Below are 24,695 nucleotides of genomic sequence, written 5' to 3' on the forward strand. Positions count from 1 at the left end.
CGCGATTCGAGCCGAAAGGAAGCAGATGCCCAGAATCCCGGTGGAGGTCGACACCCCGGACGTCATGGTCGACCTGGACGTGCTGGAGCGGAACATCGAGCGCATGGCGGCCGCGCTCCGCGCCAAGGGCCTGCGGCTGCGTCCGCACGCCAAGACCCACAAGATGCCGGAGATCGCCGCGCGGCAGTTCGCGGCCGGGGCGGTCGGACTGACGGTGGCGACCATCGGCGAAGCCGAGGTCTTCGCCGAGCACGGCGCCACCGACCTCTTCATCGCCTACCCGCTCTGGATCGGGCCCCGGCAGGCGGAACGGCTGCGCCGGCTCGCCACGACGGCCAGGATCGCGATCGGGACGGACTCCGTCGAAGCGGCCGAGACGGCGGGCCGCCACCTCGGGGACGCGGCCGGCGGGATCGAGGTCCTGGTGGAGATCGACAGCGGACACCACCGCAGCGGCGTCAGCCCCGCCCAGGCCGTGGAGGTGGCCGGGGCGGCGGCCCGCGCCGGACTCCGCGTCGCCGGCGTGTTCACCTTCCCCGGCCACGGCTACGCACCGCAGATGCCCGCCAAGGCCGCCGCGCAGGAGGAACAGGCCCTCGGCGAGGCCGCCGAGGCGCTCACCGCCGCGGGCTTCGAGGTCACCCGGGTGAGCGGCGGCTCCACGCCCACCGCGGAACTGACCGGGACCTCGGCCATCACCGAAGCACGGCCGGGCGTCTACGTGTTCGGCGACGCCCAGCAGTGGGAACTCGGCCGGTGCGCCGTCGAGGACATCGCCCTGACGGTCGCGGCCACCGTGGTCAGTCGGCACGAAGGGGACGGGGCCACACCCCGCCGGGTGGTCGTGGACGCGGGCAGCAAGGTCCTCGGCGGCGACCGGCCCGCCTGGGCGACGGGCTTCGGCCGGCTCATCGACCACCCCGAGGCCCGCATCACGGCGCTGTCCGAGCACCACGCCACCGTGGTCTGGCCCGCCGACGGCGACCTCCCCGCGCTGGGCGAGCGGCTGCGGGTGATCCCCAATCACGTCTGCGTGGCGGTGAACCTCGTCGACGACGTCGCCGTGGTCCGCGACGGCGAGCTCGTGGACCGCTGGCGCGTCGCCGCCCGCGGCAGGAACGCCTGACCGGGGGGCCCACCCGGGGCCGGGGCCGCGCCGTCGCCGTCAGGGCGCGGCGCGGCCGTCGGGCGGTCGGACGGGTGAGGTCGCCCACGAGGTGGTGGGGTGGACGGGTGGTCCGGTGCCGGAGTTCCGGGCACCCCGGGCACCCCGGGTACGACATTCGGGTGCTGGTCCTGCACGGCACCGCGGACCGCGTCCCGCCCGTCGAGGCCTGCGGCCCGCGAAGCCACGAACTCATCAGGGACAGCGGTTTCGTGCCCATCGAGGGCGCCGACCACGGCCTCCGCCGGACCTACGCCGACGAGGTCAACGAGCAGTTGCTCACGTTCCCGGTGCGAACCCGCGGAGAGCCGGGTACGGGCGGCACCCGGCAAGCCCGTGCGGACGGCGGCGACTACCGTGAAGGCACGACCACCGGAGGAACGCCCATGATCCCCGAGAACGCCGTCAGCCCGCTCGTACCGCCCAGCGGCACCGGCTGCGTCGAGTGCGACGCGGCCGGCGGCTGGTGGGTCCACCTGCGGCGGTGCGCCCTGTGCGGGCACATCGGCTGCTGCGACGACTCCCTCGCGAAGCACGCCACCGCCCACGCCAGGGCGACCGGACACCCGGTGATCCGCAGCTTCGAACCCGACGAGGCGTGGTTCTGGAACTACGCCACGTCCGAGTACTTCGAGACCGGGCCCGAGCTGGCGCCACCGCGGAACCATCCGGTCGACCAGCCGATTCCCGGTCCCGCCGGCCGGGTGCCCGCCGACTGGCAGGACCTGCTCGGCGCCCGCTGACCGCCGGGTGCCCGGCGGTCAGCGGGCACCCGCCCCGGCGAGCCGATCGCCCGTCGAGGCGCCACCATGGGTCGGGTAGGAGCGCGCGGCCACCGCACCCCGACGGGCGGGACCGCGGCAACGCGGCGACAAGGCGAGGTCCCCATGTCCGTGCACCGCGTCGGACTGGTCGTCCATCACGGCCGTGACGCCGCGCGGGACGGTGCGCGCGTCGTGCGGGCCTGGTGCGAGGCGCACGGTGTCCCCTGCACCGAGACCGACGTCCGGTCGCCGGACGGGCGGCTCCGCTCCGGCCGGGAGGAGGCCCACGCCGCCGGGGACCCGGACCTGGTCGTCACCCTCGGCGGGGACGGGACCTTCCTGCGCGGCGCCCGGATCGCCGTGACGACCGGGGCCAGCGTGCTCGGCGTCGACCTCGGGAAGGTCGGCTTCCTCACCGAGGTGCCGGCCCGCGACATCACCGTCGCCCTCGACGCCGTCCACGCCGGGCACGCCCCGGTCGAGGAGCGGATGACGCTGACCATGCGCGCCTCCAGGCCGCCGGAGATACCCGCAGAGATGGAGGCCTTCCTCTGCTACGGGCGCGGCCCCGCCCTGCCGCCGCCGCAGGTGCGGCCGGAGGACACCGCGGGCGACGGCTGGGGCGTGGCCCTGGACGTCAACGCCCTCAACGACGTGGTGGTGGAGAAGCTCGCCCGCGACCACCAGCTCAGCGCGGGCGTCTACATCTCCGGCCGGCTGCTGGCCGCCTACTCGGCCGACGCCCTCGTCGTCGCCACGCCCACCGGCTCGACCGCGTACAGCTTCGCCGCCGGCGGCCCGGTGCTATCCCCGCACATGGACGCGGTGGTGTTCACCCCGATCGCCGCCCACATGACCTTCAACCGCACCGTCGTCGCCGCCCCCGACGAACCGATCGCGCTGCGCATCCTGCCGCACTCCGGCCGCGCCGCGGTCAGCATCGACGGGCAGCCGCGGGGGATCATCGACCCGGGTGACTGGATCGGCGTCTACCGGGCCCCGCAGCGCGTGCGGCTCATCCGTCTCCGGCCCACGGACTTCTACGGCCGGCTGCGGGACCGCTTCCGGCTCACCGACGCACCCGCCACCGCGACCGACGGGGAGTCCGCGCCGTTCTTCCGCCTCGACTCGCCCGTCCCCCCGGACCTGGCGGACCTGCGCCTGCCCCCTCCCGCCGCGGCCCGCTGAACGGTTCGCGCCGTTCGATGAGCCCGTCGGTGAACATCACGAGGGTGTCGCCCGTTTCGAGCCGGGCCTCGTGCTCCTCGTACTCGGCCTGAGCGATCGCGCCGAGCAGGATGCCGCCGATCCGGGGGGGGCTCCCGTTGCCGGTCGGCAGGCGCCGCGGCAGATTGCTTGACAATCAAGTGTCTCGGACTCCAAGCTATATTTATCTTGAACTTCAAGAGGAATGGCTTTCAAAGGAGTTTTGCCCGTGCACGTACTGATCATCGGTGGCGGCACCGGAGGGATGTGCCTGGCCCACGGCCTGAAGAAGGCCGGCGTGTCGGTCGCCGTCTACGAGCGCTACGGGTCGCGCAGCGACGGCCTGTACGGCTACCGGGTCGGAATCGACCCCACCGGCAGCCGAGCCCTGCACGACTGCCTGCCGCCCCGGCTGTTCGACACCTTCGTCGCCACCTGCGCCAGGGACCCGCGGCGCTTCAACGTGCTGACGCAGTCGATGCGCACCACCGCCACCTTCCGGTTGCCGGAGGCCGAGGACGCGGTCGACGCCGAGCGCTCCGTCTCCCGCTCCACCCTGCGCCAGGTGCTCTTCACGGGGATGGACGACGTGGTGCACTACGGCAAGGAGTTCATCGGCTACGACCGGATCCCCGGGGGCAGGGTCCGCGCCGACTTCGGTGACGGCACCAGTGCCACCGGAGACCTCCTGGTCGCGGCCGACGGCTCGCGCTCGAAGGTGCGCGAGCAGTTCCTGCCGCACGCCCGGGTCAAGGACACCGGCATCACCGCGCTGGCGACCAAGACGGCGCTCACCCCCGAGACCCGCGCACTGGTCCCGCCCGAGGCCCTGGAGGGCATATCCCTCATCTTCGGGACCAAGGGCATGATGGGCATGCTCCACTCGATGGAGTTCAAGTGGGACGCCGACGGCAACCCCAAGGACCCGGCCGACCGGGCGCTGCTCGACGACTGGTCCGGGCTGCAGTTCGACAACACCCGCGACTACCTCAACCTCTCGGTCTGGAGCCGGCACGAGAACTTCCCGGCGGACGTCACCCGGCAGCGCGGCAGGGAGCTGATCGACACGATCCTCGCCTCGACCCGCAACTGGCACCCCGGGCTGCGCCGGATCTTCGAGCTGTCCGACCCGCAGACCGCCTTCCCGCTCAAGATCGCGACCTCCGAGCCGGTCGAGCCCTGGAAGACCACCGACATCACCCTGCTCGGCGACGCGATCCACACCATGACCCCCGGCCAGGGCGTGGGGGCCAACACCGCGCTGCGCGACGCCGCGCTGCTGTGCCGCCAGGTGACGGCCGCCGCGAACGGCCACAAGCCCCTGCTGCAGGCGGTCGGCGACTACGAGGCCGAGATGATCCCCTACGGCTTCCGGCGCGTCGCCGACTCGCTCGGACAGAACGGCACCACCGCCGCCGACCCGCTCTACCGGCCCGGCATCGGCCGTCTGGCCCTGTTCGGGGCCCGCAGCTACTTCAGTGTCACGAGCAGGGTCCCGGTGCTGAGGAACAGGTTCCTCGACCAGCTGTCCGCCTACCGCGGCGACGCGTAGACGCCCGCCCGCCCGAGGGGTGCCCGTTCCGCCCCGCCGGCCCGGGTGCTCGCCCCGCCCGGCCGGGGCCCGGCACGCGGCCACGGGCCATCACGGAAGCCAGGTATCTTGAATGTCCAGCAAAACCGGCCCCGGGGGACACGACGCCTTGAACGACGAGCGCACCGCCGGGGAAACCCGGCTCAACGACAGCGTCGAGGCCTACCAGGCGGCCGTCGACGACTTCGACCGCGAATGCGCCCGCGTTCTCGGTGTCAACGAGACCGACCTGCGGTGTCTGGAGATCCTCCTGCGGGAGGTGGAGGAATCCTCCCCCACCGACCTCTCCGACCGGCTCGGGCTGACCACCGGCAGCGTCACCACGATGCTCGACCGGCTCGAACGCGCCGGCTACCTGACCCGCGCCGCCCACCCCACCGACCGGCGCAAGTCCGTCGTGCGGGCCACCCCCCGGGCCGCCACCCGCGCCCACGAACTGATCGGCCCGCTGGTCGACGGCGCCCGCAGCGAGGTGCTCGCGCACTTCGGCCCCGAGCAGCTCGACGTCATCACCGACTTCCTCGACCGCGCCCGCGACCTGACCCGGCACCACATCGAACGCCTGCGCACCACCGAACCCACCCGGACCCGCACCGGCTCCACCACCGCGCGCGGCTGACCCGCCGCGCGACCGGCGGGACGGAACGCCGCCCCGCCATGGCCGACGGGGGTACCCGGCGCCGGTGTGGCACGGATCACGGCGAGGTCGGCACGGTCGGCGAAATGCGGAGGCCGCCGGGGCGGTTGGCACGGGCAACCGTTTCGATCCGGCGCACACCACCGTTACCCGCGAGGAAACCCCATGACCGTCACCGAGCCCGCCGCGGCCGCCGACCGTTCCGCCTCCCGCGCGGCCGAGATCCTGTCCCGGCCCGTCACGATCAACGGGCTGACCGTGCCCAACCGCATCGTGATGGCGCCGATGACGCGCCAGTTCTCCCCGGGCGGCGTGCCCGGTGAGGACGTGCGCTCCTACTACGCCCGCCGCGCCGCCGCAGGCGTCGGCCTGATCGTCACCGAGGGCACCTACGTCGGCCACGAGTCCGCCGGGCAGAGCGACAGCATCCCGCGCTTCCACGGCGAGGAGCAGCTGGCCGGCTGGGCCCGCGTCGCCGAGGACGTCCACGCGGCGGGCGGCACCATCGTGCCGCAGCTCTGGCACATCGGCATGGTGCGCAAGCAGGGCGACCCGCCGTTCGCCGACGCCCCCGCCGTCGGCCCGTCCGGCATCCGGCTCGACGGCACCGAGGGGACGGGCCGAGCGATGACCCGGGCCGACCTGGACGCCGTCATCGGTGCGTTCGCGGAGGCCGCCGCGGCCGCCGAGCGGATCGGCTTCGACGGTGTCGAGCTGCACGGCGCCCACGGCTACCTGCTCGACCAGTTCCTGTGGGCGGGCACCAACCGCCGCACCGACGGATACGGCGGCGACCCGGTCGCCCGGACGAAGTTCACGGCCGAGCTCGTCGCCGCGGTGCGCGGGGCCGTCTCCCCGGAGTTCCCGGTGATCTTCCGCTACTCGCAGTGGAAGTCGGAGAACTACGACGCCCGCCTCGCAGAGACCCCGCAGGAGTTGGAGGCGATCCTCTCCCCGCTCGCCGAGGCCGGGGTCGACGCCTTCCACGCCTCGACCCGCCGCTACTGGGTCCCCGAGTTCGACGACTCGGACCTCAACCTGGCCGGCTGGACCAGGAAGCTCACCGGCCGCCCCGCCATCACCGTCGGCTCGGTCGGCCTCGACGGGGACTTCATCCGCGCCTTCGCGGGCGAGGGCGCCCCGGTCCAGGGCATCGACGACCTGCTCGACCGGCTGGAGCGCGACGAGTTCGACCTGGTCGCAGTCGGCCGCGCCCTCCTCCAGGACCCGCAGTGGGCGGAGAAGGTCCTCTCCGGCCGTTTCGCCGACCTGCGCTCCTACGACGCCGCCGCGGTCCGCACCCTGAGCTGACCACAGCGCCCCGGGTCCCGGCCGCACGGCGAGTGCGGCCGGGACCCGGCAGCCCACGAGGGCGCGGCGACATCCGCTGGTGCCGGTGCGGGCCGTGCCGTTGGCGACGGTGTCAGCGGAGCGCGAGCGCGATGGCGCGGGCGATCGGCTGGCCGGTGTGGGACTCGAAGTAGGTGAAGGCCGGGCTGCGGTTGACCTCGAAGCAGTAGACCCCGCCGTCGTCGGCGAGCATCAGGTCGATCCCGGCCAGGACCAGCCCGAGGTCCCCGGCCAGCCGTACGCACCGCTCGGCCAGGTCGTCCGGGAGCCGGTACGCGGAGAGTTCGGCCCGGCCGCCGTCGTGGTGGGCGTAGCGGTAGTCGACCGCTGCTGTCCCGCTGTCCCGCTGTCCCGCCGTTCCGACCGGCCCGCGGCCTACGGGTGCCGCGCGGGCCCGAGGACGGGGTCGATCTCGGCCAGGATCAGGTGCAGTTGACGGGCCGCCCGCGCCGGACCGTCGCCGACGGCGTCCCGGGAGATCTCCTCGCACAGCCGCATCGCTGCGTCCCGGTCGTCGGCGAAGACGCCGAACACGTCGTCGACGGCGGTGTGGATCCAGTCGGCGTGGTTCTCGTCGGCGACGGCCAGCGCGGAGGCGACCACTGCCAGCCCGGCCTGGTCCTTTCGGCGCAGCAGGGCTCGTACGGTCTGCCGGGTGACGAAGGTGTCACCCCGGTCGAGCACGAGCTCCAGCAGTGGCCCGACGGCCTCGGGCAGTTCGGCGAACCCGGCCAGGCCCTGCCCGGCATCCGCGCGGTCGCGGTAGTCGTGGCTTCGCCCGAGTGCGCCGAGCGCCGCGACGGCTGCCTGCCGCAGTTCGTTGTCCATCGGCTTGCGCTCCCCTTCGGTGCAGTGTCGGTGAACGTACCACCGGGGCGCCGCACCGGTGATCGCCGGGGACGGTGGGCCGCAGCCGGCGTCCCGTCCGGCCGACGGGGGCGTGGGTCGCCGAGTCGGCGCCGGTGCGGGGGAGTTGGCCGATTCCGCACCCACCACGGCGCGTCGTGGTGCATGATCGCAGCGTGAGCACGTGGTGGGACAGGCGCCGCAGCGCCCGGCTGGCAGAACTGGCGTACGCGCTGGAGTTCTTCGGTGCCGAACCGGTCGAGGACCCGGGTGTCGGCGAACTCGCCCACGCCGCCGAAGCCCTGGCCAAGGAATACCGGGCCAGCGACCGGGGGCACGCCATACACCGCACCGGCGAGCTGCTGCAGCAGGCCGCCGCCGCGCTGCACACCGCCGACCGCCTGCGCGGCACCCCGGTCCCCGTGGTCAACCACCATCTGCGGTGCGCCGCCCTGCTCTTGGCGTGCGCCCGCGCCTGCCTGCAGGGGCGGCCCGCCCCGGGTGCCGGTCCCGGCCCGGGTGCCCACGACGGCCGGGTGCCGCCGCCGTCGACGGCCCGGCACGACGGGAACACCGCGTCGCACACCAGTGGGCGGCCCGCTCGGAACCTCCCGTACTGACGGATCCCGGTCCGGAACCGCCCGGCGGCGTCGGCCGTTCGCCTGTTCCGCTGTTCGCCTGTTCCGTCGTCCGCTACTCCGCGACGAGTACGGCCACACCGGTGACCCGGTCCGCGGCGAGGTCCGCGAGCGCGGTGTCGGCCCCTCGCAGCGGGTAGCGGGTCAGGTGGACGACCGGGCGGATCCGGGCCGCCTCGGCGAGGAAGGCCACGCCGTCGGCCCGGGTGTTGGCGGTGACGCTGCGCAGGGTGCGTTCCTGGAAGAGGTGGTGCCGGTAGTCGAGCGTCGGGATGTCGGTGAGGTGGATGCCGGCGACGGCGAGCGTGCCGCCGCGGTCGAGGGCCGCCAGGGCGACGGGCACGAGTTCGCCTACCGGGGCGAAGAGGATGGCGGAGTCCAGCGGGCGCGGCGGAGGGTCGTACGAGTCGCCGGCGAAGTGGGCGCCGAGTTCCAGCGCCAGGCGTCGGGCCGCGGGGGTCCGGGTGAACACGGCGACGCGTGCGCCCCTGGCGAGGGCGAGTTGCGCGGTCAGGTGCGCGGACGCCCCGAAGCCGTAGATGCCCAGGGTCCCGCCCGGCGGCAGGTCGGCCCGCTCCAGGGCCCGGTAGCCGATGATCCCCGCGCACAGCAGCGGGGCGAGCTCCTCGGCGGGCGGGCTTTCGGGCAGGCGGTAGGCGAAGCGGGCGTCGGCGGTCAGGTGTCCGGCGTAGCCGCCGTGCCGGTCCCAGCCGGTGTAACGCGAGTCGGGGCAGAGGTTCTCGCGCCCGTTGCGGCAGTAGGCGCAGTTGCCGCAGGTCCCGGCCAGCCAGGCGACTCCGGCGCGGTCCCCGACGGCGAACCCCTGGGCCTCCGGGCCGGCCGCCCGTACCCGCCCGACCACCTCGTGCCCGGGCGTGCACCTCGCGCGGTGAGGGGCGAGGTCGCCTTCCGCGAGGTGCAGGTCGGTGCGGCACACCCCGCAGGCTTCCACTTCCACGAGGAGCTCGTGCGGCCCGGGCGCGTCCACCGGCCGTCGCTCCCACGCCAACGGGCCCGGTCGAGTTCCGTCGACCGGCCCGGGGCGGGCCACCACCCAGGCCCCGGTCTCGGCCGGCACCGGTTGCGCCGTGTTCATCGCGGTCTCCCGTCTGCGTTTCCGCGGCCCTCGGGGGCGGGGCCGTTCGGGTCGGGTTCGGAGGGCGGCGGGCACTCGCCGGTCATCGGGGCGGTGCGGGCCGCGGCGCGGGCGACCCTGCGGGCGAGGCCGGTGACCAGGTCGAACGGGTCACGGGGGCAGGTGCCGGTGACCGCCGGGGCGGCGGCCCTCGGCTCCGGCCGGCCGATGAGTCCCGTTCCGATGCGTCCGCGGTGGGGCCGCCGGTGAGCACGCCGATCGGCACGGCCGGTGCCTGCGGCCGTCCTGGCCCGGCGCGGCGGGACGGGTGCCCGGTTCCAGCAGACCGCGGCCGGCCGCGGGGCGGCAGGGCCGGTCGGTCCCGGGCCGACGGCCGGTCGGTCCCGCGCCGCCGGCCGGTCGGCCCGGGTGCGCGGGGCGGGCCGGTCGGTCCGTGGCCGGGCGGGCGGGTGCCTCACAGCCGGACGATGATCAGCGCGGCGTCGTCCGTGGCGCCGCCGGGCGGCAGCAGCGCGGACAGGACCCGGTCGGCGAGCGCGCCGGGGTCGGCGCGGCGGTTGTCGGAGAGCGCCCGGGCGAGCCGGCCCAGGCCGGTGTCGATGTCCTCCCGGCGGCGTTCCACGAGCCCGTCCGTGTAGAGGACGAGGGTGTCGCCCTCGGCGTAGCCGGTGACGGCCTCCGGCCGGGGTCGGTGTTCGGGGCGGGCGCCGAGCGGTGGGTCGGTGGCGCCGTCGAGGAACTCCACGGTGCCGTCGCCGCGCACCAGGACGGGCGGGGGGTGCCCGGCGCTGCTGTAGGTGACGGTCCGCGCGGTGCAGTCGACGAAGGCGGTGGCAGCGGTGGTGGATTCGGCGCCGTCGACCGAGCGGGCGTACAGCCCGAGGACCTCCAGGGCCTGGGCCGGTCCGGCGGCGACCCGTGAGGCGGCGCTGAGGGCGCTGCGGAGCTGGCCCATCACACCGGCGGCCAGCAGCCCGTGGCCGACCACGTCCCCGACGGCGACCGCGATGCGCTCGCCCGGGAGTTCGACCAGGTCGTACCAGTCGCCGCAGACGTTGAGCGTGCCCACGGCCGGCCGGTAGCGGACTGCGGCGTCGTGCTGCCCGAGCGGTCTGGGCGCGGGCAGCATGGCCTCCTGGAGTGCGAGCGCGACCTCCCGTTCACGGGCGTGCGCCGCGCGCAGGCGCTCGTTGACCTCCTGCAGTTCGCGGGCACGGGTGTAGAGCTCGGCCTCCAGGACGCGGGCGCGGTTGCCCTCCGGCAGGCCGTGGGCCCGGATCAGCTCGGTGATCTCCTCGACCCGGTGGACGAGCAGCACCACCCGGCCGTCGGCGTCGAGGACGGGCTCGTTGACCGGGCTCCAGTACCGCTCCTGCCAGTCGCCGGGCACGGTGGTCGATTCGACGTCGTAGCGCTGCAGGGCCATGGTGTCGCGTTCACCGGTGGCCAGGACCCTGCGCAGCGACGCCTCCAGGTTGCGGGCACCGGTGGCGGTCGGGTCCTCCGGGTTGTCGGGGAACACGTCGAACAGGTACCGGCCGACGAGCCGGTCCCGGCTGTGGCCCGACATCCGTACGAAGTCCTCGTTGGCGTCCACGTACACCAGGTCCGGCGAGAGGAGGGCGACCATGCCGGGCAGGGCGCGGAACACCGCCCGGTAGTCGGCCGCCGGGCCGGTCACGGCATCCGCGCCGGCCCCGCCGCCCCCGGTGTGCCGCACCGCCCGGCCCGAGGCGGTCCCGGCGGCCGGAGAAACGTCCACTCCCCCGACGACGGGGGCCGGTCGTTCGGCACTCTCGCTCATCACTCACCTCCGTGGGGGCGTCTCAGCGGCGCGGTTCGGCGTCGGCCACCGTGTTCCTCTCCGCGGCGGAGCCGCCTCCGGGCGGCGCCGGCAGGGTGACCCGGCGGCGCCGGGCGCGCCGGGGGCTCCGTTCCTGCCAGTGTCCGCCGGGAGCCGCCGGACCGTCGAGCGGCGTCCCCGCTCCCCGACGGCGTCCGGGACGGCGCACCGAGCCCGGGCCCGTCACGGTTCGGGCTCGTCAGAGGTGCAGGAGCCGGGTCTCGCCGGGCCGGATCGTCACCTCGGTGCCGCGCAGCCGGACGTGGACGGGCTCCTGCCGGTCCTCGCGCAGGCTCACCGTGACCGCTCGGCGCTCGACGGTGATCGCCAGGCCCCAGTGGCCCCGGTAGCGCAGGTCCAGGTCGAGCCGGTGGAGGGCGGAGGGCAGGTGCGGGTCGAGCCAGAGGGCGTCCTCGCGAACCTCCAGCCCGGTGTAGCAGCGCTGCAGCAGGTCGACCGCGCCCGCCATGGCGCCCAGGTGGACGCCCTCCGCGGTGGTGCCGTGCTGGCTGTCCCGGAGATCGGCCACCAGGGCGTCCCGGAAGTAGTGCCACGAGGCGCGGCGGTCGGAGCGGGTGAGGACCCAGGCGTGCACCACCGAGCTGAGCGTCGAGCCGTGGACGGTACGCCGCAGGTAGTAGTCGGTCGTGCGGCGCAGCAGTTCGTGGCCGGCCGGGTGGCCGAGGCGCCGCAGCAGGTCGCGCACCTCCCGGGCGGAGAACAGGTACCAGAGCATCAGCGCGTCGGCCTGCTTGGAGGCCTTGTAGCGGTTCACGGTGTCGCCCTCGGCCTCCAGGATCCGGTCGAGCCAGCGCAGGTCCGGGTGGCGGCGCCGGTAGCCCGGCCAGTCGAGTTCGGCGAGCCGCTCGTAGCCGTCGAACTGGCTGAGGACGCCGTCGTGGAACGGGACGTGCAGGCGCCGGCCGACGTCCTGCCAGCGGTCGAGCTCCGCGGCGTCGAGGGCGAGGCGCTCGCGCAGCTCGTCGCGACGGTAGCCGGGCAGGACGTCCAGGGCGTCCTGGGCGCGGGCCAGCACCCAGGAGGCCAGCACGTTGGTGTACGCGTTGTCGTCCAGGCCGGGCCGCGTCTCCCAGGGGTAGGCGTCGTGGTACTCGTCGGGGCCGAGCACGCCGCGGATCGACCAGCGTTCCCGGTCCTGGTCGTAGTCGGCGGCGGAGGACCAGAAGCGGGCGATCTCCAGCAGCATCTCGGCGCCGGCCGCAGCCAGGAAGTCCCGGTCCCCGGTGGACTGGTAGTACTGCCACACGTTGTAGGCGACGGCCGATCCGACGTGCCGCTGGAGGTGGCTGTGGTCGGGCAGCCAGCGGCCGGACAGGGGGTTGCGGTGCACCTGCTGGGATTCCTCCCGGCCGTCGCCGGCGCTCTGCCACGGGTACATCGCCCCGCGCAGGCCGAGCACGCGGGCCTCGCGGCGGGCGGCGTCGAGGCGGCGGTGGCGGTAGCGCAGCACGGCGCGGGCGAGGTCGGGGAAGCGCAGGTCGAGCAGCCGCAGCACGAACAGCTCGTCCCAGAAGACGTGTCCCCGGTACGCCTCGCCGTGCAGCCCCCGGGCCGGGACGCCGACATCCAGGTCGACGGAGTGCTCGGTGTGGGTCTGCAGCAGGTGGAACAGGTTCAGGTGCAGTGCGCCGACGCCGTCGAAGTCGGCCTCGATCCCGCAGCGGCGCCACAGCTCCGCCCAGCGCAGGGCGTGTTCGCCGAGCAGCTGCTCGAAGTCGCCGGCCTCGGCGGCGAGCAGGCGGGAGGCCCGCAGCGGGGTCTCGATCGCCCGGTCGCGGGAGGTGTGCACGGCGACCGTCTTCGTGACGGTCACGGGCCGCTCCGGCCCGGCGTCCACGGTGAGGAGGTGGGCCGTCCAGCCCGCGCGGGACTCCGCCGCCACCTCCGCCCGGCCGGCGGCCGTTCGGCAGCAGAGGGCGATCCGCAACGGCGAGCCGACGGCGTCGACCTCCAGCCAGAGCAGCCCCGCCGCGTCCGCCCCCTGGCCGGCCGGGACGAGGTGGCGCCGGGCGAGCCCCCGGTACCGGGCGACCCCGGTGTTGGCGACGTCGCCGTCCAGGCCCGAACGGACCTCCAGGGGGCCCGACCAGTTCTCCGGGGTGAGGGTGGTCTCCAGGGCGAGCAGGTGCGGCCGGGCCTGGCTGGCGAAACGGCGCTGAACCAGCCGCGTCCGCCGCCCCTGCTCGTCGACCACGAGGGCGGTGCGGGTGAGCAGGCCGCGGCGCAGGTCCAGTTCCAGCGTCTGCCCGGCGGGCGGTCCGGTGAACCACGTCCCGCCGGGCGGCCGGAAGGTCAGCGGCAGCCAGTTCGGGCAGTTCACCAGGTCCGCGTTGGTGACCGCGCGTCCCGCCACCGTCGACTCCGCCCGGTCGTAGCATCCGGCCAGGTACGTCCCCGGATAGTGCGTCCCGTCGGCCACCGCCTCCGGTGCGGCGCCCCGGCTGACCAGGTACCCGTTGCCGACCGCGCACAGCGCCTCCCGCAGCCCCTCCGCAGCCGGGTCGAAGCCCTCGTACCGGAGCGTCCAGGGGCCGGGCATGTCGGGATGCCCCGAGGGTGGGTCTGCTGCCACGACGTGACCTCCGTGCCGACCGGTCTGCCTCCAGTCTGCGGACGGGCGCGCCGGTCCGCCCGACGCCGTCCGGCGGGCCGGTCCGCGCCACCGGGCCCGCTTCGGCGGACCGGCACCCGCCCGCCCGCGCGGGGCACCACGGCCGCGCGGTGCTCCCGCCCCCGGGGTGTGCCGACCGGGCTGCGCCGTCCTGGGCCGGACCGGCCCGGCGGCAGGGACCGTACGGCCCTGTTCGCAGCCTTCGGGCGGACGGACAGTGAAGGCGGGGGCACCGCAGACAGCGAAGGCGGGGGCACCGCAGGAGGAGCGAGGACCGTGCAGCACCGGACCGTCCAGGACGTGCTGACCCGCGAAGTCGTCGCCGCCCGGCCCGGCACGCCGGTCGAGGAGGCCGCGGCGCCGGCCCACCGCGACGCTGTCCCCGCCGTCCCCGCCGTCCCGGTCGTCGACGACCGGGCCGGCCGCTCGGCACGGTGTCAGGGGCCGACGTGATCCTCGGGGCGGCCGTCCGGCCGGCCCCGGGGGCCCGCCACCCCGGCAGGCGGCCGACGCGAAGGACCGCGCCCCGCCGGCCGTGACCCCCGTCCACGGAGGAGCCGTCGCCATGACCGAACACCCCGATCCCGCCGCCGTCGCCCGCCGGATCGTCCGACGCCGCGACCAACTCGGCCTGAGCGAATGGATGCTGGCCTACCGGGCGAACATGTCGCCGGCCTACCTGCGGCAACTCCTCGGGACCGGGCCCGAGTTCGACCCGCCCGCCTTCGCCCGGATCGCCGCCGCACTCGGGGTGACCCGGCCGGAACTGTTGTCGGGCCACCGCCCGGACGCGCCGCCGGGACAGGCCGACCCCGGCCCGCGCCCGCTGCTGCTCCATCTGACCGGGCCCCAGTGCTGGGAACTGCTCGGCACCCACGGCGTCGGCCGGGTCGGCCTGCCCCTCGGGCCGGCCCCCGTGGTCCTCCCGGTGAACTACGCGGTGGACGCCGCGACGATCGTCTACCGCACCTCCCCCAAGGGCGCGGCCGCCCCGGACGACGGCTCGCCCGCCTCCTTCCAGGTGGACCACGTCGACGACCACCGCAGCCGCGGCTGGAGCGTCCTGATCCTCGGCGAGGCCCACCACATCGACGACCCCGAGGAGCAACGGCGCCTCGCGGCGCTGCCGGGCGCCGCACCGTGGGCCGGCGGCGCCCGCCCGCTGTGGGTGCGCATCCGGCCCGGTGAGGTCACCGGCCGCCGGATCGGTACGGGGTGAACGCCCCGGCCGTCGGCGCGGCACCCACGGGCCGGACTCCGCCGAGCCGCGGGTGCGCGGTGCCGGTCACGTCCCGACCCCGGTGCGCCTCGCCCGTGCCCGTACCCGCGCCCGGAGCGCAGGTGCGGGTGGGCCGTGGCCGGGGTGTCACTGGTCGGAGTAGCTGAGGTCTCCCACCGTCCAGCTGCTGATGTCCTCGATGGCGATCCGGTACATGCCCCCGGTGTGGGGCAGGCCGTAACTGCCCTGCAGGATACGGGCCAGGTGCAGGTGCAGGTGGGTGGGCCGTACGTCGGGTGGCGCCGCGTCCCCGCCGTCGGCGGTGGCGGGTGTCCGGAACAACGCGGCGAAGGGCTTCAAGTGGTCCGAGGCAGCGAGGACTTCGGCCACCCGTTCGTGCCAGAGGCTTTCCGGTGCCAGCCGGCCGGTGATGACCGCCCCGGGGACGACCACGGTCAGGGGCATCTGGTTGCTGCGCTCGGACTCCACCATCGTGGCGATGTCGACGAGCAGCGCATCAGAGTTCGACATGGATCCGAGGATAGTACGCGCCGGGGCGGCGGACCGGAACGATCCCGCACCCGGTGAACGGGAGCCGCCGGTACACCCCGCGAGCGGGCCCGCTCGGCGGCGGGCCCGCAGCGGTGCCCGCGCCCGGGGCGGGGGAGGGGGCAGTACGGGGCCTTGCCAGGTGGCCGACCGCCACACCTCGGCGCCCGGGGTGTGCGCCGCCGACATGGGGCGCACGCTCCGGCGTCCGTAGCGTGTCGCGCACTGGACCCTCGGCGTGAAGGAGTGAACGGGGTATGCGAAGAGGCCTGGGCCTGCTGCTCGCGGGCGTGCTGGCGCTGATCGGCGCGGTCGTCCCGTCAGGGCCGGCCGCGGCGGCGGTGCCGTCCAACCTGAGCCTGGAGGGGAGCTACGGCAGCGTCGCCAACGGCTGGGACCACGTCGAGCGGTACCTCGACACCACGCCCGGCTTCCGCCAGGAGCAGTACCCGCCGGACGGCCGCGGCGACCAGGACGGGCAACGGCTCACCTTCTTCGGCGGCGTCAAGCAGCCGTACTCCGGCCGCTTCCTGCTCTACTCGGCCCCGGGCTGGAACACCGGCGCGCACCAGGTCCCGGTCCTGCTGGTCCACGGCGCCAACGACAACCCGGACCGGGCGTGGGCCAATCCCGGCGAGTCCGGCGGCTACGGCTGCGGCGCCGCCTCCTGCCCGAACACCGGTCTGATGCAGTACCTGGCCGGGCGGGGCTACCGGGTCTTCGCGATCGGCTTCGCGCACAAGCAGGGCGACAACCTGATGCAGGCCCAGGAGGTCGGCGACGCGGTCGCACTGATCCGCGCCAGGCTCGGGGTCCCCCAGGTGGACCTGGTGGGCTGGAGCAAGGGCGAGATGTCGACGCGGGCGTACGTGTCCTCCGTCAAGCCGGCCTGGGGGCGCCCGTACGCGGGCGACGTGCGCAAGCTGATCACCCTCGGCGGACCGAACGGCGGCTACGACTACCCCTTCGCGCACGGGTGGGCGCACGACTTCTCGATCTGGCCGCAGTGCGGTGGCGCGGTCAACGCCCCCTCCCCGCACCTGCACATGACCTGCTACGGCACCTACACCGCGCACCCGGAGTTCTCCTTCACCCCGACGGGCGGCTACGACGACTACCCCGGGCAGCGGCAGATGCTGGCCCGCTGGGACTCGGTCTTCGGCGTCGACCAGACCCAGCAGGACTGGTACACGACCTACTACGGCGGCCAGGGCTTCTACACCGACGGCGGCGGCATCCAGGCCGCGATCGACGCCGGCTCGCTGATCGCCCCGCTGCGCAGGGCCGGGGTGCCCGCCTCGGTGACGGCGTACCTGCTGGCCGGCGGCACGCCCGGCATCCTCGGGATCTTCAACGAGAACCGCGGTCCCAGCGACGGCGTGGTCTTCGTGTCCAGCGCGCTGGACACCACCGGCTTCGGCACCGTCGGCGGCACCGCGCTCATCACCCTCGCCAACCACCTGGAACTCGGCTGGGACGGCGCGGCGAGCGCGCAGGTCGCCGGCTGGCTGAACTGAGGACGTCCCGGATGATCGCCGACCGACTGATCGCCACCGACCGACTGACCGTGAACTACGCCGAGATCGAGGGCCGCACCGGGGAACCCGTGGTCCTGGTGCACGGCAACGTCTCCTCCGGCGTCTTCTGGCACCCGACCATGGCCGAACTCCCCGCCCGCTACCGCCCGCTGGCGCCCGACCTGCGCGGCTTCGGCGGCACCGAGCCGCTGCCGGTGGACGCCACCCGGGGCCTGCGCGACCACAGCGAGGACCTGCTCTCCTTCCTGGCGGCACTGGCCCTCGGACCGGTGCACCTGGTCGGCTGGAGCATGGGCGGCGGCGTGGTGCTGCAACTGCTGCGCGACCGGCCGGAGCTGGTCCGCTCGCTCACCCTGGTCAACCCGGTCTCCCCGTACGGCTTCGGCGGCACCCGCGGGGCGGACGGACGGCTCAACTCGCCCGACGGCGCGGGTTCCGGCGCGGGCGGCGCGGCCCCGGAGTTCGTCCGGCTGCTGCGGGAGGGCGAACTCGGCGCCGGGTCGCCGTTCGCGCCGCGCTCGGTCCTGGACACCGCCTACGTCAGCCGGCCGTTGGCCGAGCCGGACCGCTACCTGGCCGCGATGCTGGCCACCCGGGTCGGGGAGGACCACTACCCGGGCGACGTCCGCCCGAGCGACACCTGGCCGGGCTTCGGGCCCGGCGACCGAGGGGTGCTCAACTCGCTGGCGCCGACCCACTTCCGGATCGACGACCTGGAACTGGTCGAGCCGAAGCCGCCGATCCGGTGGATCCGCGGTTCGGCCGACGTGATCGTCTCCGACACCTCGCTCTTCGACCTGGCTCACCTGGGCGCGCTCGGTGCGGTTCCGGGGTGGCCCGGCGCCGACACCTGCCCGGCACAGCCGATGGTGGCGCAGACCCGCGCCGTCCTGGAGCGCTACGCCGCCGCGGGCGGGCGGGTCGGCGAAACGGTGATCGAGGGAGCGGGGCACAGCGTGCAGCTGGAGCGGCCGAAGGAGTTCCTGGCGGCGCTGGTGGAGACGCTGGACGGCGCGTAGCGGCACGGCGGGCCGGCCGGATCGGGCCGGCCGGCGTGGGAAGGCGGGCGTGGGAAGGCCGCAGGCGGTCACGGCGAGTGACCGCCTGCGGGCGCGTTCCGTGGCCGGCAGCTCGAGGACGCCGTCCAGGTGGCGCAGGCGGTGGGCCGTCGGTGGGTCACGGTGTGCCACCCGACCTCGCGCGCCGCCCTCCGCGGGGGCGCATGACGCTGCGGAAACGGTGCGACTGGGGGGACGGCGCTCGCGGAGCGACCATGGGAGCCGATGATCCACCGGGCCACCGGCGGGCCCGGGAGGCCCGGCCTGCCGAGTGCGTGCGCGCCGGGAAACCTCACCGCCGGCGCCCCGGACATCCCCGACCGCGGGAGGACGTCATGACCGTCGACCAGCAGATCCGCACCCACGAGCGCCCCGTACCCGTGAGCCCTCCCACCGAGACGCCCGAGTGCGAGGCCTCGACGTGCGCGGGCATCTCGACGCCGGAGTCCGTCGAACTGCACACGGCCTGGCCCGGCTGGATCCCGCTGCTGGTGATCGCCGTCATGGTCGTGTGCTGCGTGGGATTCGCCGTGGGGAGGATCGCGGGGTGGTGACCGTCGGTGCCCCTCGGGCTGCCGGTGCCCCGGCGGGGGACGCGGCACGGACGGTCCGGCTCACAGTCCGGCTCACGGTCCGGTTCACCCGTTCACCCGGCTGAGCCCTGCGTGTCGTGCGGCACGACGACCACGGGCACGTGGGTGTGATGGACGATCTCGGTGCTGGTCGAGCCGAGGGAGAGCCGGCCCCAGCGGCCGGCGCCGCGGGACCCCACCACCAGCAGGCCGGCGTCCTGGCTCGCGTCCAGCAGGACCTCGGCGGGCCGGCCGCGCTCACAGCGCACCTCGACCTCGACGTACGGTTCGCCGACCTGCTGCCGCAGTTCCTCGACCGTGTCCGTCACGTCGCGGGCGACGGCTTCCTCCAGGTGCGGCGCGGCCGCGCCGCTCCCGCCCCAGCCGGTCATGGACCGGTCCGCCGCCTCGGCGTGCCGGCCGCCGAAGGCACAGACGGCCCGCACGCCGACCCCACGGATCTGCGCCTCGCGGAGCGCGAAGAGCACGGCCTTGCGGGCGGGCTCGGAGCCGTCCGTACCGACGACGACCGGACCGGTGGGACCGGATGCGGGAGTGGTGTTCACGGGGACCTCCAGGACGTGCGGCCTGACCGCGGCCCCGCCCGGTCCGGCGGGTTCGGAGGAGACCGGTGCGGGTCGGTCCGCTGCCTTCAACGATCCTCCGTGAACGCTCCGGCGGCACATCCGCCCCCGCCGCGGCCCGCCCGGCAACTCCGGGGCGCCCGCCCGGGCGCTGCGGCCGGGTGGGTGCCGTTCCGGAAGGAGTACCGCGTGCGCCGCGCGCCACCGGAAGCCGGCGTCCGGGACCGGGGCGGCCCCGGACGCCCGGATTGAGCCGTGCGGTCCAGGACGGCGGTCCGTCCGGCCCAGGACGGCGGTCCGTCCGGCCCATGACCCGCCGATGGAGCCGGCCCTACGGTGAAGGCGGGGCTTGCGGTCCGGATCCCCCTCGAACGAGATCCCGGACGGTCGTCATGCAAGCCGACGACCTGCTCCACACCAGGACGGGGCCGCGCGGGGCGCCGCCGTGGTGTCACCGGCGGCGAACTCGACGCCACCACCGCGTCGCCCCCGATGCCGCACGCGTCGACCCGGAGCCACCGCGTCGCCGGCCCCGGAGCGCCCGGCCTCCCCCGGTTCGGGGCGCGCCGTCCGCGAGGCCGCCGGCGTCGCACGAGTCCACGACATGAGACCGGTACCGACCCGAACAATCCGTGGAGATGGTCTGACATGACAATCGCATCCGAGACCCCCGTCCTCGACACCCTCGCGGCGATGACCGCCGATTCGATCGAACGCTGTGGTCTGGCCCCCGACACGCTGATCCTCACCCGGATCGCGGCGTTGGTGGCGATGGACGCACCAGCCGTCTCCTACCTCGCCCACCTCGAACCGGCGATGAGCGAACACATGACGGCCGAGCAACTGCAGGACGTGCTGGTCGCGATCGCGCCGATCGTCGGCACCGCACGCGTGATGTCGGCCGCGACCCACATCACGGAGGCACTCGGGATAGCCATCGCGGTGGCCGACGCCGACGCCGACGAGAGCCGGGGCGGGATGTGACACGAGCGCACGACCGGTGCGGGGCGGCGGGGGCGGGCCGGCCGGGGAGGTGAGAGGCAGTGGTCCGGGTGGCGGGGGCCCGGTTCGCGCGGCGACCGGGCCCCCGCCACTGCCGGATCGACTACGAGTACGAGGGGACGTAGGCCTTGCAGTAGTCCTGGTAGTAGTCCCGGGAGGCCCAGCTCAGGATGACGGTGCCGGTCGCCGGGCCGACCACGCCGTCCACGTCGAGCCGGGAGGCGTTCGGCTGGGCGTTGTTGGCCGTCTGCAGCCACTCGACCATGGCATAGGTGTCCGGACCGAAGGAGTTGTCCTGGGCGATCGTGCCGGGAGCGGGCGGCCCCGGGTGCGAATTGCTCGCGATGTAGTTGAGCATCTGCTGGACGCACCAGACCGGGGTCCCGGAGGTGACGTGCCCGTACCCGATGTACGCCGCGTTGGGGTTCGCGCTGGCGGTACCGCCCCCGACGACCAGCGCCATGCCGGCCGCAGCCACCACCAGCGCCGACTTGGCCTTCTTGCTCGGCATTCGATTTCCCCGTTCACGAGTCAGATGATCAACGTCTTGCGACGCACAGGCTGACACGTCGGGCGCCGGGCCGAGCGGGAATCGGAAGGATCTCCGGTGTGAGGTGCGCCACTCGGCGGCTCGTCGATCGACCGGGGGCCGATCGTCCGTCAACGGGCGCTTCGGCGCCGCCCGTCCGATTGCGGGTGCGGTACGCGCCGGGGTGGGTGGCACCGGCTGCGAGTGGTCACCGGATCTGCTGTTCGGCCCGGTCGAGCCAGTCCAGGTACCAGCGCGCGAACGTCACGGGCTGCCCGTGCCCGGTCAGGAGCGGGGCCGGGTCGACGTCGTCGCCCCGGTCGTCGGACCAGATCCGGCCAGCGCCCGTACCCGCTCCCGCACGCCCACCCACACCTGATCGTTCATGGGGCGGAGAGTAGCCCGCGGCTGCGACATCGCCGTGCGGGGCGGCGGGTACGGGCCGCCGCCGCTACTTCTGCTTGATCGCGGAGATGTCGAACTCCAGGACGACCTTGTCGCCGACCAGGACGCCGCCGCCCTCCAGGGCCGCGTTCCAGGTCACGCCGTACTCCTTGCGGGAGATGGTGACCGAGCCCTCCAGACCGACCCGGAGGTTGCCGTACGGGTCGACGGCGTTGCCGGTGTACTCGAAGTCGATGGTGACGGGGCGGGTGGTGTCCTTGATGGTGAGGTCGCCGGTGACCCGGTACTCGGAGTCGGAGCGGGCCTCGACCGAGGTGCTCCGGAAGGTGATCTCCGGGAAGGTCGGCGCGTCCAGGAAGTCGTTGGCGCGCAGGTGCTGGTCACGCTGTTCGACGCCGGTGTCGATGCTCTCGGTCTTGATCACCACCTGGCCGGACGAGCGGGACGGGTCCGTGCCGTCGAGGTGGGCGGTGCCTTCGAAGGCGAGGAACGCGCCGCGGACCTTGGTCACCATGGCGTGGCGGGCGACGAAGCCGATCCGGGTGTGGGCGGGGTCGAGGACGTAGTCCCCGGTGAGCTCGGCGGGGCCGCTGGTCGTGGTCAAGGTTCCTCCGTGGGGCCTGGCCCGGGCGGCGGTCCGCCCGGGTCGTTCCCGAGGCACGGTAGGGCGTGACGGGCGCCCGGCTCGGCCGAACGCGCGGGGCCGCGGAAGAGTGCACTCCGACCGGTGACCCGGCACCGCCACCTCGCTGCTGCCGGCCGCCGCGCCGGGCGTGGCGCGCCCCGGGCCCGGGGCGCCGGTCGGGCTACCGACCGTCCGGTGCCGGCACCGGCCCGGAGTCGTTCCGGATCGCCCGGTGCCGGCCGTCGGTGCCGGGCGGGGCGGTGGCGGCGGGCGGAGCGGCCCACGCCGGCAGCATGTGCAGGGCGTCGTGCGAGGGGGTGCCCGGGGTGGCGGCGTAGGTGATCAGGGCCTGGCCGGGATCGTCCGCGGCTCGCAGCGTCTCGTACGTCAACTCCAGCTCCCCGACGACGGGGTGGCGGAACCGCTTGGTCCCGGAGGTCTTGTCCTGTACCGGATGCTCGGCGGTTCACCCGGTCGCGTGTTCCCGTCCTGCGCCGGCGTCAGCCGGTCAGCTGCTGCACCCGGATCCAGAGCGCGTCGAGCAGCAGCAGGAGGACGATCACGGTGCCCAGGATCAGCATGGGGCTGCTCGACCGGAGCAGCGCCGTGACGCCGAGGACGGTGCCGGCGGCGAGGAGTCCCAGGGAGGCGACGACGATCAGGACAAAGACGGCGGCCGGGAGTCCTGAGGGGAGGAGGCGCTCGCCGAGGGAGGCGGCGACGTAGAGCAGGAGGTACTGCGGCAGGCCGAGCAGCCAGACGGCGACGGTCCTGGCCCTGGTCGGGCGCGGGCGGGACTGCGGCGGCCCGGCGGGCGTCGGGTACGGCGCTGCGGGCGGGTACGGCGCCGTGTGCGTGGGCGCGTACGACGGGGGTGGGGGCGTGAGCCGGGGCGGTGGGCCCGTGGGCACGGCCGGTGGCACGGGTCCGCGGGCGCCCAGCGCGGTGTGCACCTGTTGCCCGAAGGTGGGGTCGCGGGCGATCTCGTCGGCCAGGACGCTGCGGGCGATGTCCGCCGCGCCACCGCTCCCGCCCTCGGTGTCGAGCCGGTGGAGCACGGCGGTGCCGATCGTGGTCCGGCCGAGCCGTTCGCGCAGGAGCCGGATCAGGCCGTCTCCCGGCGCTCCGGGCGGTGCCGTGCGGGCGGCGGATCCGATCAGTGCTTCGACCGCTGCTGCGGCCAACTCCGGTCCGTACACGGTGTTTTCCTCCTCGTAGGTGTCCGCCGCGATCGTACGGAGGAGGACCGGCGTGCACCAGGGCTCCGCGTGGCGACGTCCGTACGCCCCGGCGCCGGCACCGAGTGCGGGACCGGGCCGGGTGACGTACCGCCGGCGGTCGGCCGGGGGTGCGGTGGACCCCGTCCGCAGTCGCTCCGCATCAGCCCGGGGATGTAAACCCGTGGGCCAATGCGAACTGATGGAGGATCAATCGGTGGACTGATGCTGCCCGCCCGCCCCGCGTGACAGCGTTCCGAGCATGGACACCACGCCGATGGACACCAGGTCGACGGACAACACACCGATGGACACCGCGCCGATGGACTCCGCGCCGGGCGCACGCCGTACCGGAACGAGCCGCCGCCGCATGCTGGGCGCCGCCCTCGCCCTGGGCGCCGCCGCGCCGCTGGGCCTCGCCCGCACCGCCTCGGCCGCTCCCGCCTCTCCGGCCCCCGCCGGCCCTGCCTCCGGCGGCGCCGGCTCCCCCGCGCGGCTCACCCTGACGGCGCCCACCGGCCCCTTCCCGGTGGGCATGGTGCCGCTGCACCTGCGCGACGAGTCCCGCCTCGACCCGAACGCCAGGCCCGGGAAGTTCCGCGAGCTGATGGCCACCGTCTGGTACCCGGCCCGGGCCGCGAACGCCGACGCGTACCCGCTCGCCCCCTGGTTGACCCCGGGCGCGCTGCGCGCCTTCCTCGACGACACCGGATTCCCGCTCGACCCCTCCCTCGTCCCGCTGACCGCCGGCCACCAGGGCGCGCCCGTGCACCGGACCGGCCGGCCACTGCCCGTCGTCCTCTACTCGCACGGCGCGGGCGGCCACCGCGGTGACCACACCATCGTGGTGCAGGAGTTGGCCAGCCACGGCTTCGCCGTCGTCACCGTCGACCACACCCACGACGGCATCACCGAGTTCCCGGACGGGACGGTGGTCACCCGGGACGGCGTCGCCCCGGGGCTGGCTCCGAAGGACTACGCAGCCGACCTGCTGTTCCTGCTCGAACGCGCCATCGACCTCGCCAACGGGCGCAACCCCGACGTCGACGGCCGCGCCCTGCCGGCCGGCCTGCTCGGCGCCCTGGACGCGCGGAACATCGGCGTCTCCGGCTGGTCCAAGGGCGGCACCGCCGCCGCCCTCGCCATGGTCGCCGACCCGCGCATCCGCGCCGGCCTCACCTTCGACGGCCGGATGGAGTCGAACCCCGCCATCACCACCGACATCGACCGGCCGTTCATGCTGATGACCGCCGCCTACACCCGGGCCGCCAGCCCGTACGTCGAGACCTTCTGGGGCCACCTGCGCGGCTGGCGCCTCGATGTCCAGGCCACGGGCGCCGTGCACTCCTCGTACGGCGACAACATGACGCTGATCCCGCAGGCGGGCCGGCTGATCGGGATGACCGAGCAGCAGATCCAGGCGCAGGTCGGCACCCTCGACCCCGACCGCGGCACCCGCATCCAACAGGCCTACCCGCGCGCCTTCTTCGACCTCCACCTGCGCAACCGGCACTGCGGCGACCTGCTCGACGGACCGTCCGAGGCCTTCCCGGAGGTCGTCTACCACCCGTAGGCCCCGGTGCGGCGGCGGGCGGCCGTCACGGGGGTACGGCCGCCCGCCGGCGCCCG

The 24,695-nt window shown here is 74.7% G+C and carries 26 protein-coding genes and 1 pseudogene; 14 read left to right on the forward strand and 13 right to left on the reverse strand.

Going from position 1 to position 24,695, the window contains the following annotated elements:
* Positions 1-25: 25 nt before the first annotated feature.
* The 3 genes from AB0D10_RS33850 (at position 26) to AB0D10_RS33860 (ending at position 3,117) form a co-directional block, all read left to right on the forward strand.
* Entirely contained in the window at positions 26-1,126 is a 1,101-nt protein-coding gene (locus AB0D10_RS33850) for a D-TA family PLP-dependent enzyme (RefSeq protein WP_360262843.1), read from the forward strand.
* 425 nt (positions 1,127-1,551) lie between these two features.
* Complete coding sequence (locus AB0D10_RS33855; RefSeq protein WP_360262903.1) at positions 1,552-1,908, forward strand: UBP-type zinc finger domain-containing protein; 357 nt, start codon at positions 1,552-1,554, stop codon at positions 1,906-1,908.
* A gap of 144 nt (positions 1,909-2,052) precedes the next feature.
* Positions 2,053-3,117: an NAD(+)/NADH kinase gene (locus tag AB0D10_RS33860; protein WP_360262845.1), complete on the forward strand. Its 1,065-nt coding sequence runs from the start codon at positions 2,053-2,055 to the stop codon at positions 3,115-3,117.
* Here the strand turns inward: AB0D10_RS33860 and AB0D10_RS33865 are convergent.
* Positions 2,999-3,292: a SpoIIE family protein phosphatase gene (locus AB0D10_RS33865; protein WP_360262846.1), complete on the reverse strand. Its 294-nt coding sequence runs from the start codon at positions 3,290-3,292 to the stop codon at positions 2,999-3,001. The two genes, AB0D10_RS33860 and AB0D10_RS33865, sit on opposite strands and share 119 nt — an antisense overlap.
* 72 nt (positions 3,293-3,364) lie before the next feature.
* Here AB0D10_RS33865 and AB0D10_RS33870 point away from each other — a divergent pair, with 72 nt between their 5' ends.
* The 3 genes from AB0D10_RS33870 to AB0D10_RS33880 all read left to right on the forward strand — a co-directional run bounded on the left by AB0D10_RS33870 (position 3,365) and on the right by AB0D10_RS33880 (position 6,674).
* Complete coding sequence (locus tag AB0D10_RS33870) at positions 3,365-4,687, forward strand: NAD(P)/FAD-dependent oxidoreductase (protein WP_360262848.1); 1,323 nt, start codon at positions 3,365-3,367, stop codon at positions 4,685-4,687.
* A gap of 112 nt (positions 4,688-4,799) precedes the next feature.
* Positions 4,800-5,345, forward strand: a complete 546-nt coding sequence (locus tag AB0D10_RS33875) for a MarR family transcriptional regulator (RefSeq protein ID WP_360262850.1) — start codon at positions 4,800-4,802, stop codon at positions 5,343-5,345.
* Between the two features lie 183 nt (positions 5,346-5,528).
* Entirely contained in the window at positions 5,529-6,674 is a 1,146-nt protein-coding gene (locus AB0D10_RS33880) for an NADH:flavin oxidoreductase (RefSeq protein WP_360262852.1), read from the forward strand.
* Between the two features lie 112 nt (positions 6,675-6,786).
* Here AB0D10_RS33880 and AB0D10_RS33885 read toward each other — a convergent pair whose 3' ends face one another.
* Positions 6,787-7,203 carry a hypothetical protein gene (locus tag AB0D10_RS33885; protein ID WP_360262854.1) on the reverse strand — a complete coding sequence of 139 codons (417 nt, stop codon included), beginning with the start codon at positions 7,201-7,203 and terminating at the stop codon, positions 6,787-6,789.
* A complete protein-coding gene (locus tag AB0D10_RS33890) occupies positions 7,089-7,541 on the reverse strand; it encodes a hypothetical protein (protein WP_360262856.1) in 453 nt (150 codons plus the stop codon). The genes AB0D10_RS33885 and AB0D10_RS33890 overlap by 115 nt, the downstream gene beginning before the upstream one ends.
* 194 nt (positions 7,542-7,735) lie before the next feature.
* Here AB0D10_RS33890 and AB0D10_RS33895 point away from each other — a divergent pair, with 194 nt between their 5' ends.
* Positions 7,736-8,179 carry a hypothetical protein gene (locus AB0D10_RS33895; RefSeq protein ID WP_360262858.1) on the forward strand — a complete coding sequence of 148 codons (444 nt, stop codon included), beginning with the start codon at positions 7,736-7,738 and terminating at the stop codon, positions 8,177-8,179.
* A gap of 73 nt (positions 8,180-8,252) precedes the next feature.
* Here the strand turns inward: AB0D10_RS33895 and AB0D10_RS33900 are convergent, their stop codons facing one another.
* From AB0D10_RS33900 to AB0D10_RS33910, 3 genes are all read right to left on the reverse strand, one after another.
* Positions 8,253-9,293 carry a zinc-dependent alcohol dehydrogenase family protein gene (locus tag AB0D10_RS33900; protein ID WP_360262860.1) on the reverse strand — a complete coding sequence of 347 codons (1,041 nt, stop codon included), beginning with the start codon at positions 9,291-9,293 and terminating at the stop codon, positions 8,253-8,255.
* Between the two features lie 454 nt (positions 9,294-9,747).
* Positions 9,748-10,974: a SpoIIE family protein phosphatase gene (locus AB0D10_RS33905; protein WP_360262904.1), complete on the reverse strand. Its 1,227-nt coding sequence runs from the start codon at positions 10,972-10,974 to the stop codon at positions 9,748-9,750.
* Between the two features lie 361 nt (positions 10,975-11,335).
* Positions 11,336-13,729, reverse strand: a complete 2,394-nt coding sequence (locus AB0D10_RS33910) for a glycosyl hydrolase family 65 protein (protein ID WP_360262862.1) — start codon at positions 13,727-13,729, stop codon at positions 11,336-11,338.
* 315 nt (positions 13,730-14,044) lie between these two features.
* Here AB0D10_RS33910 and AB0D10_RS33915 point away from each other — a divergent pair, with 315 nt between their 5' ends.
* Entirely contained in the window at positions 14,045-14,221 is a 177-nt protein-coding gene (locus tag AB0D10_RS33915; RefSeq protein WP_360262864.1) for a hypothetical protein, read from the forward strand.
* A 112-nt stretch (positions 14,222-14,333) separates the two neighbouring features.
* On the forward strand, positions 14,334-14,987 hold the full coding sequence (locus AB0D10_RS33920) for a pyridoxamine 5'-phosphate oxidase family protein (protein WP_360262866.1): 654 nt from the start codon (positions 14,334-14,336) through the stop codon (positions 14,985-14,987).
* Between the two features lie 147 nt (positions 14,988-15,134).
* On the opposite strand, the gene AB0D10_RS33925 is transcribed toward AB0D10_RS33920, so the two are convergent.
* The gene (locus tag AB0D10_RS33925) at positions 15,135-15,518 is read right to left on the reverse strand and encodes a hypothetical protein (protein WP_360262868.1); all 384 of its coding nucleotides are present in this window, start codon (positions 15,516-15,518) and stop codon (positions 15,135-15,137) included.
* A gap of 275 nt (positions 15,519-15,793) precedes the next feature.
* Here AB0D10_RS33925 and AB0D10_RS33930 point away from each other — a divergent pair, with 275 nt between their 5' ends.
* The 3 genes from AB0D10_RS33930 to AB0D10_RS33940 all read left to right on the forward strand — a co-directional run bounded on the left by AB0D10_RS33930 (position 15,794) and on the right by AB0D10_RS33940 (position 18,686).
* Positions 15,794-17,053, forward strand: a complete 1,260-nt coding sequence (locus tag AB0D10_RS33930; protein ID WP_360262870.1) for a lipase — start codon at positions 15,794-15,796, stop codon at positions 17,051-17,053.
* Between the two features lie 11 nt (positions 17,054-17,064).
* Positions 17,065-18,093: an alpha/beta hydrolase gene (locus AB0D10_RS33935; protein WP_360262872.1), complete on the forward strand. Its 1,029-nt coding sequence runs from the start codon at positions 17,065-17,067 to the stop codon at positions 18,091-18,093.
* 374 nt (positions 18,094-18,467) lie between these two features.
* The gene (locus tag AB0D10_RS33940) at positions 18,468-18,686 is read left to right on the forward strand and encodes a hypothetical protein (RefSeq protein ID WP_360262874.1); all 219 of its coding nucleotides are present in this window, start codon (positions 18,468-18,470) and stop codon (positions 18,684-18,686) included.
* A gap of 92 nt (positions 18,687-18,778) precedes the next feature.
* Here the strand turns inward: AB0D10_RS33940 and AB0D10_RS33945 are convergent, their stop codons facing one another.
* Positions 18,779-19,270 carry a universal stress protein gene (locus AB0D10_RS33945; RefSeq protein WP_360262875.1) on the reverse strand — a complete coding sequence of 164 codons (492 nt, stop codon included), beginning with the start codon at positions 19,268-19,270 and terminating at the stop codon, positions 18,779-18,781.
* Positions 19,271-19,936: 666 nt separating this feature from the next.
* On the opposite strand from AB0D10_RS33945, the gene AB0D10_RS33950 reads away from it, so the two are divergent.
* The gene (locus AB0D10_RS33950; protein ID WP_360262877.1) at positions 19,937-20,272 is read left to right on the forward strand and encodes a carboxymuconolactone decarboxylase family protein; all 336 of its coding nucleotides are present in this window, start codon (positions 19,937-19,939) and stop codon (positions 20,270-20,272) included.
* 121 nt (positions 20,273-20,393) lie between these two features.
* Here the strand turns inward: AB0D10_RS33950 and AB0D10_RS33955 are convergent, their stop codons facing one another.
* From AB0D10_RS33955 to AB0D10_RS33975, 5 genes and pseudogenes are all read right to left on the reverse strand, one after another.
* On the reverse strand, positions 20,394-20,801 hold the full coding sequence (locus AB0D10_RS33955; RefSeq protein ID WP_360262879.1) for a peptidoglycan-binding domain-containing protein: 408 nt from the start codon (positions 20,799-20,801) through the stop codon (positions 20,394-20,396).
* Between the two features lie 226 nt (positions 20,802-21,027).
* Positions 21,028-21,192: a hypothetical protein gene (locus AB0D10_RS33960; RefSeq protein WP_360262881.1), complete on the reverse strand. Its 165-nt coding sequence runs from the start codon at positions 21,190-21,192 to the stop codon at positions 21,028-21,030.
* Between the two features lie 78 nt (positions 21,193-21,270).
* A complete protein-coding gene (locus AB0D10_RS33965; RefSeq protein ID WP_360262883.1) occupies positions 21,271-21,828 on the reverse strand; it encodes a YceI family protein in 558 nt (185 codons plus the stop codon).
* Positions 21,829-22,030: 202 nt separating this feature from the next.
* Positions 22,031-22,300: pseudogene (locus AB0D10_RS33970) on the reverse strand (hypothetical protein); the annotation flags it as partial.
* 49 nt (positions 22,301-22,349) lie between these two features.
* Positions 22,350-23,048: a hypothetical protein gene (locus tag AB0D10_RS33975; RefSeq protein WP_360262885.1), complete on the reverse strand. Its 699-nt coding sequence runs from the start codon at positions 23,046-23,048 to the stop codon at positions 22,350-22,352.
* Between the two features lie 280 nt (positions 23,049-23,328).
* Between AB0D10_RS33975 and AB0D10_RS33980 the strand changes: the two genes are divergently transcribed.
* On the forward strand, positions 23,329-24,639 hold the full coding sequence (locus tag AB0D10_RS33980) for an acetylhydrolase (protein ID WP_360262887.1): 1,311 nt from the start codon (positions 23,329-23,331) through the stop codon (positions 24,637-24,639).
* Positions 24,640-24,695 lie beyond the last annotated feature (56 nt).

The sequence above is a fragment of the Kitasatospora sp. NPDC048545 genome (assembly GCF_040651155.1).
Classification (GTDB): domain Bacteria; phylum Actinomycetota; class Actinomycetes; order Streptomycetales; family Streptomycetaceae; genus Kitasatospora.

Coding starts and splice junctions, on each gene's coding strand:
- AB0D10_RS33850 (WP_360262843.1), top strand. CDS start 26: ATGCCCAGAATCCCGGTGGAGGTCGACACCCCGGACGTCATGGTCGAC.
- AB0D10_RS33855 (WP_360262903.1), top strand. CDS start 1,552: ATGATCCCCGAGAACGCCGTCAGCCCGCTCGTACCGCCCAGCGGCACC.
- AB0D10_RS33860 (WP_360262845.1), top strand. CDS start 2,053: ATGTCCGTGCACCGCGTCGGACTGGTCGTCCATCACGGCCGTGACGCC.
- AB0D10_RS33875 (WP_360262850.1), top strand. CDS start 4,800: ATGTCCAGCAAAACCGGCCCCGGGGGACACGACGCCTTGAACGACGAG.
- AB0D10_RS33880 (WP_360262852.1), top strand. CDS start 5,529: ATGACCGTCACCGAGCCCGCCGCGGCCGCCGACCGTTCCGCCTCCCGC.
- AB0D10_RS33890 (WP_360262856.1), bottom strand. CDS start 7,541: ATGGACAACGAACTGCGGCAGGCAGCCGTCGCGGCGCTCGGCGCACTC.
- AB0D10_RS33900 (WP_360262860.1), bottom strand. CDS start 9,293: ATGAACACGGCGCAACCGGTGCCGGCCGAGACCGGGGCCTGGGTGGTG.
- AB0D10_RS33920 (WP_360262866.1), top strand. CDS start 14,334: ATGACCGAACACCCCGATCCCGCCGCCGTCGCCCGCCGGATCGTCCGA.
- AB0D10_RS33925 (WP_360262868.1), bottom strand. CDS start 15,518: ATGTCGAACTCTGATGCGCTGCTCGTCGACATCGCCACGATGGTGGAG.
- AB0D10_RS33930 (WP_360262870.1), top strand. CDS start 15,794: ATGCGAAGAGGCCTGGGCCTGCTGCTCGCGGGCGTGCTGGCGCTGATC.
- AB0D10_RS33935 (WP_360262872.1), top strand. CDS start 17,065: ATGATCGCCGACCGACTGATCGCCACCGACCGACTGACCGTGAACTAC.
- AB0D10_RS33940 (WP_360262874.1), top strand. CDS start 18,468: ATGACCGTCGACCAGCAGATCCGCACCCACGAGCGCCCCGTACCCGTG.
- AB0D10_RS33950 (WP_360262877.1), top strand. CDS start 19,937: ATGACAATCGCATCCGAGACCCCCGTCCTCGACACCCTCGCGGCGATG.
- AB0D10_RS33955 (WP_360262879.1), bottom strand. CDS start 20,801: ATGCCGAGCAAGAAGGCCAAGTCGGCGCTGGTGGTGGCTGCGGCCGGC.
- AB0D10_RS33980 (WP_360262887.1), top strand. CDS start 23,329: ATGGACACCACGCCGATGGACACCAGGTCGACGGACAACACACCGATG.